Source organism: Albidovulum sp. (genome assembly GCF_049646345.1).
GTDB lineage: Bacteria > Pseudomonadota > Alphaproteobacteria > Rhodobacterales > Rhodobacteraceae > Albidovulum.
This window is the reverse complement of sequence record NZ_JBARVQ010000431.1, coordinates 1-5,400: the sequence shown is the minus strand read 5'-3', so window position 1 is coordinate 5,400 and position 5,400 is coordinate 1. Positions and strand designations below refer to the sequence as shown.

Sequence of the window (5,400 nt, the reverse complement as noted above, 5' to 3'; positions counted from 1 at the left end):
GGTTGCGGTGCTGCGGTTTTATTCCATCCAGCACGATTGCGGGCATTACAGCTATTTTACGGATCGGGCGCTCAATGACCGGGTCGGGACATGGCTTTCACTGTTTTCGGGCATTGCCTACAGCGTTTCGAAATACAACCACAACCTGCACCATGCCCATCTTGGCGATATATCACGGCGTGATGCGCATGAGGTCTTTACCATGGCCCGGTCGGAATATGAGTCCGCCCCTCTGGCCAGACGGCTGACCTACCGAATATACCGCCATCCCCTCACGCTTTTCTTCCTGGGGCCGATATGGGTCTATTTCGTCCAGTATCGCTGGCCGCGCAACACGGTCAAAGTCAGCGTCCGGGATGTGATCGTGCAGAACCTGACAATGTTTGGATTCTGGGCACTGATTGTCGTTATTCTGGGAGGGTGGTCGTTCTTTGCGGTTCTGCTGGGCAGCTATATGGCCGGTATATTCGGCATTTTCACCGTCTACATTCAGCACAATTTCGAAACCACCTACTGGGCCTTTTCGGATGACCGGAACGCCCACAGGGCGGCGCTGACCGGATCGAGCAGAATCGACCTAGGCCCGGTTGTGGATTTCGTCTTGCTGAATGTCGGATATCACGACCTGCATCACCTCAACGCCAAGATCCCCTGCTATAACCTGAAAAGCTGCCATCTGGCCCTGACGGAAGAGCTGAACCATGCGCGGATCGGGCTTTGGGAAGCGTGTAGATGCCTGAAGCTGAGGCTTTGGGACGAGACCGCACAAAGGATGGTTCCCTTCCCGAGAAGCCTGATCGGGGAAGTATCCGCCTGACGCCATGGTCGCATCGGGATGAGAGGTCTTGCCAGCCGGATCACCTCGCCGTTTGGCCTGTTCATACTTTGTTAACAAAATGATCATCCTACGGTGATGAACCCCCGGTATTCCTTGTATACCGAAGGCCGCATCGTGGTGGTGTCATGGGTGGGTGCCTTCGCAATATTTGCTTGCTTGCGGGCGCTGCGATGGGGTCAGAACCGGTCGCTGTGCCCATTCAGTTGGACATGCGACCATGGACATTTCGCGATCAGCTCGGACCGATTGCCGTGACAGTGACCGCACGCAAGCAGCATTCCGATCCACTGAACTCTTGAGAAGGGGTAGTCCGAAATGACTTCGCACCGCACACTCGATACATCAGAGGTTCAGCAACCAGTTGTCTCCGTACCTGCCGCAACGGCAAAGACGCAATCCGCACAAGTGCGTTCCTTGATGGAATCGGTCGTCGCCAATGACTGGACAGGGGCCGACGGGCTGGGCAGTTACCCGATACAGACCCTGCGCGATCGCTATGACCGCAGTGGCGATGCCTATCTGAATGGGGCCATATGCAAGATTGAATACGCGCATATCATCGACCAGATCAATCAGGTCATGGCCAGCGTCACGGTGCCGGAGGATCTCGTTTCCGCAGGGGGCGCGCCGATGCAAACCCGCAACGGTGCGGCGAAGGCGAAGGCACGAAGAGGCAACGGGATCGATGCAAAGAGCGATGCGGGGTTCGCGACCATCGTTCACCACACGGGCGTCAGGCTGGTCGGTCGCGTTTGACCGTCCCGCCTGCATGTATCGCGCCTGTCCGACATATCAGGCGTCCGATTTCAGGTGGTATGAGGTATTCGGCTCAAAGCCGATCGACGCGCGGGTAACGGTCACTGGCGTTGTTTTGTAGTGAGTTCGAAGGGTAATGTTGAGACCGGAGTGTCAGGGTTCGGGCCGGGAAGGGCCGGACCCTGATACGACTCAGGCCCGCCACAGCAGAATATCTTACAAAATGGGTTGATAGGCACCGGACGACCGTATCCCGTATCCGATCTGAGCGACAGGAGAGTGCGGACGAATGGATAGAGATGATGCGCGTGAGAAGCATTCCCCGGTTATCATACCGCACCACATACCTGAACATTTTCAATGAGCGCGTCACACATCCAATTATAGCGTTTCGCGTTTACATTGAATCAGAATTCGAACCTTTTTCGTTCGAATTCATATACTTGTTATCTCAATGAAAACCCGGAACGCTTTAAGAAATACGCCGTCGCCATCGTTCCGATCTCGGGCTTTTTGATCTGCCTCGCGGCAATAGCCTCGATCATCGAGGACCGTTTGCGTCTGAAAGCTGGCACATACCGTCAATCCAAGGAACTGGACCAAGCCGAATAGCGCAGGAATTTAGGCCGGTGACACGGCACCGACCGGCCTCCGGAGCATTTGCGCAGAATGCGAGCCACACTCAACCGCTGCGCCAAGGAACCAAAGGCGGCGCGTCTACCGGGCGGGGTGAAACACTTCCCGCTCGGTCACGATCAGATCCAGCGGCTGGTCGGTCGGCTCGATCGGCACCTCAGGCACTTCCTGCACCGAATAGGCGAAGCCGATGGCGGTGACGGGCTTGCGGGCCCGCAGCCCTTCCAGCGTCCGGTCATAGAAGCCGCCGCCATAGCCCAGCCGGAAGCCGCGCCGGTCGAAGGCCAGAAGCGGCACGATCAGCACATCGGGCACCACCCAGTCCCCGGATTCGGGGATCAGCGCGCCGAATTCGCCCGCGACCATCTTTGCCTCGGGGTTCCAGGCGCGGAACTTGAGGGGCGTCGCTGCGGCAAGGATGACCGGCACGCCCACGGGCCCGACATGGGCTTCCATCGCGGGCAGGCAGTCAATCTCCGTCCGCATCGGCATGTAACCGGCCAGCACCTTGCCCGCATGTTCGGCCAAGACCGCCTTCAACCGGTCACAATCCCCTGGCCCGCGTGCCGCAAAAGCTGTCTTGCGGCGGGCAAAAGCCTCGGCCCGCGCGTCTTTCTTGATATCCGTCAAGGTCACATAAGCACCGTTGCTGCCAGTCCGAGGAAGGCAAAGAACCCCACGACATCGGTCACCGTCGTCACGAAGGCACCCGAGGCCAGCGCAGGGTCCACGCCTGCCTTCTCCAATGTCACGGGCACTAGGATCCCGGCGAGCCCAGCAACGACCAGATTGACCACCATTGCGGCAGCCAGCACCGCGCCGATCAGGGCCGAACCGAACCAGATCCAGCCAACCACGCCCATGACCACGGCAAAGATGATGCCATTGACCAGCCCCACCGCCGCCTCACGCCGCACGACCCGCCACATGTTGGAGCCGGTGAGGTCGCGCGTCGCGATCGCGCGCACGGCCACGGTCAGCGCCTGAGTTCCGGCATTGCCGCCCATGGAGGCGACGATGGGCATCAGCACGGCCAAAGCCACGATCTGTGCAATGACGCCTTCGAACTGGGCGATCACAACAGAGGCGAGGATCGCGGTCACGAGGTTCACCGCCAGCCAGGGCAGGCGCTGTTTCGTAGTCTCGACCACGCTGTCGGAAAGCGAGCCCTCGCCGACACCGGCCAGTCGCAGGATGTCTTCCTCATGCTCTTCGTCAAGAACGGCCATCGCGTCGTCGATGGTGATGACACCGACCAGCCGTTCATCGGCATCGACCACGGGGGCCGAAATCAGGTGGTACTGGTTGAAGGCATAGGCGACGTCGCCTTCCTCTTCCAGAACGTCGATGGTGCGGAAACTGTCCTCCATCAGATCCGTGAGCGGCACCGCGCGCTTGGACGACAATAGCTTGCCAAGCGTCACGTATCCGGTCGGATGCCAGCGCGGATCGATCAGGATCACGTGGTAAAACTGATCCGGCAACTCCTTGGCATTTCTGAGATAATCAATTGCCTGCCCGACAGTCCAGTCATCCGGTGCCGTCACCACCTCGCGCTGCATGAGGCGGCCTGCGGAATATTCCGGATAGGTCAGGGACTGTTCGACCGCGGCCCGGTCGCTGTCTTCGAGCGAGGCGAGGATGCGTTCCTGCTGCGGTTCCTCAAGGTCTTCGATCAGGTCGACGACATCGTCGGAATCCAGTTCGCGGACCGCGTCAGTCAGAACGTTGTGCGGCAGAAGCTCAATCACTTCTTCGCGGATCGATTCGTCGAGTTCCGACAAGATCTCGCCGTCGATCCCGCGCGACCAGAGGCCGATCAGCGCTGCCCGGTCGGCCGAACCGATCTGTTCGAAAAGGTCGGCGATATCGGCCGCATGCAGCGGCTCCATCAGCTCATCAATCGCCGCCGCATCGCCCGCCTCGACGGCTTCGAGGATCGCGTCGACGACTTCAGGATCGAGGGAGTAATCATCCTCGTCCCGCTCGGCGACGTCTTCCTCAATCTCGGCCATGCTGCCCCCTGCCTGATTACCGCGACATTATCGGAAGGAGTTTCAAAGAAACAGGGGCAAAGGGCGGATTTCCCCGCGCCCGTCATATGCTTAGACTGCACAGGCAACGGAAATGCGAAGGCGTGGAAAGATGGCGGATATCCTGACCGGACAGGTGCTGCGGTTCTGTGGCAACCCGATGATGGAAGGGGTCGGTGCGGCGCATCACAGCGCGTGTGGCGGGGTGCTGATCGAGAATGGCCATATCGCGGCGTTGGGCGAGGCCGACGATCTGCGCCGGGCGCATCCCGCGGCAAAGGTCACCGATTACGGCGACGCGCTGATTTCGGCCGGGTTCGTCGATGCCCATGCGCATTATCCCCAGACCGCGATGATCGCGAGCTGGGGCAAAAGGCTGATCGACTGGCTGAACACCTACACTTTCCCCGAAGAGATGAAATTCGCCGACCCGGCCTATGCGGCCGAGATTGCCGCGCGCTATTTCGATCTGACTTTGTCGAACGGCACCACGTCGGTTTGCAGCTATTGCACGATCCATCCCGAAAGCGTCGACGCGTTCTTTTCAGCAGCCGAGGCCCGTGGCCTGCGCGCCTTTGCGGGCAAGACCTGCATGGACCGGAACGCGCCGGACGGACTGACCGACACCGCCCAAAGCGCCTATGACGACAGCAAGCGGCTCTTGCAGAAGTGGCACGGCGTGGACCGGCTGTCCTATGTCATCACGCCGCGCTTTTCGCCGACCTCGACGCCGGGGCAACTGTCAGCCATGGGTGCGCTCTGGGCCGAGCATCCCGATTGCCTGATGCAGACGCATCTCTCCGAACAGACTGATGAGGTCGCCTGGGCGCGGTCCCTTTTTCCGGATGCACGCGACTATCTTGATACCTATGAAGCGCATGGCCTTCTTGGTCCCGGCGCGCTTTTCGGACATGCGATCTATCTGGAGCCGCGCGAGAAGGATCGGCTGCGCGAGGTCGATGCGAGCCTCATTCACTGCCCGACCTCGAACACCTTCATCGGTTCGGGACTGTTCGACATGGATGGCCTGTCGGCAGCGGGGCACCGGATCGGGCTGGCGACCGATACCGGCGGCGGGTCGAGTTTCTCCATGCTGCGCACGATGGCTGCTGCCTATGAGGTGGCGCAGTTACGAGG

General features: G+C 60.0%; 5 protein-coding genes. 3 read left to right on the top strand and 2 right to left on the bottom strand.

The genetic code is table 11. The features are described 5' to 3' along the window. Both WBB85_RS10810 and WBB85_RS10805 read left to right on the top strand, forming a co-directional pair. On the top strand, positions 1-817 hold an 817-nt coding region (locus tag WBB85_RS10810), incomplete at its 5' end, for a fatty acid desaturase (protein WP_432638627.1). Between the two features lie 336 nt (positions 818-1,153). Continuing rightward, the gene (locus WBB85_RS10805; RefSeq protein ID WP_432638626.1) at positions 1,154-1,594 is read left to right on the top strand and encodes a hypothetical protein; all 441 of its coding nucleotides are present in this window, start codon (positions 1,154-1,156) and stop codon (positions 1,592-1,594) included. Between the two features lie 717 nt (positions 1,595-2,311). Here the strand turns inward: WBB85_RS10805 and WBB85_RS10800 are convergent. Both WBB85_RS10800 and mgtE read right to left on the bottom strand, forming a co-directional pair. After that, positions 2,312-2,866, bottom strand: coding sequence for a 5-formyltetrahydrofolate cyclo-ligase (locus WBB85_RS10800; RefSeq protein WP_432638625.1), 555 nt, complete (start codon positions 2,864-2,866; stop codon positions 2,312-2,314). Beyond that, entirely contained in the window at positions 2,863-4,245 is a 1,383-nt protein-coding gene (mgtE, locus tag WBB85_RS10795) for a magnesium transporter (RefSeq protein ID WP_432638624.1), read from the bottom strand. The genes WBB85_RS10800 and mgtE overlap by 4 nt, the downstream gene beginning before the upstream one ends. A gap of 130 nt (positions 4,246-4,375) precedes the next feature. Here mgtE and guaD point away from each other — a divergent pair. Next, on the top strand, positions 4,376-5,400 hold a 1,025-nt coding region (guaD, locus tag WBB85_RS10790; protein ID WP_432638623.1), incomplete at its 3' end, for a guanine deaminase.

Coding starts and splice junctions, on each gene's coding strand:
- WBB85_RS10805 (WP_432638626.1), top strand. CDS start 1,154: ATGACTTCGCACCGCACACTCGATACATCAGAGGTTCAGCAACCAGTT.
- mgtE (WP_432638624.1), bottom strand. CDS start 4,245: ATGGCCGAGATTGAGGAAGACGTCGCCGAGCGGGACGAGGATGATTAC.